Here is a 250-nt window from a genome sequence, read left to right as displayed (position 1 = left end):
CTAGAACAGTAGAACCTAGAACCTCTAGAACCTAGAACCCTTGAAACCTAGAACCCTAGAACTAACCCTAACCCTAACCCTAACCCTAACCCTAACCCTAACCCTAACCCTAACCCGTCAGTTATGGTGAAACCTAGAACACTTGAATCTAGAACCCTAGAATCTAGAACCCTAGAACCTAGAACCTCTAGAACCTCTAGAACCTCTAGAACCTCTAGAACCTCTAGAACCTCTAGAACCTCTAGAACCT

Annotated in this window: 1 protein-coding gene; it reads right to left on the bottom strand. The window is 44.4% G+C overall.

Features of this window, described 5'->3' with window-relative positions; genetic code table 11:
• Positions 1-47 precede the first annotated feature (47 nt).
• Positions 48-250, bottom strand: a 203-nt coding sequence (locus tag XH98_RS41060) for a hypothetical protein (protein ID WP_271618796.1), incomplete at its 5' end; no start/stop codon positions are given.

Origin of the sequence: Bradyrhizobium sp. CCBAU 51745, from assembly GCF_028128715.1 — a bacterium.
GTDB lineage: Bacteria > Pseudomonadota > Alphaproteobacteria > Rhizobiales > Xanthobacteraceae > Bradyrhizobium > Bradyrhizobium manausense.
This window is presented reverse-complemented; position numbering and strand designations above follow the sequence as displayed.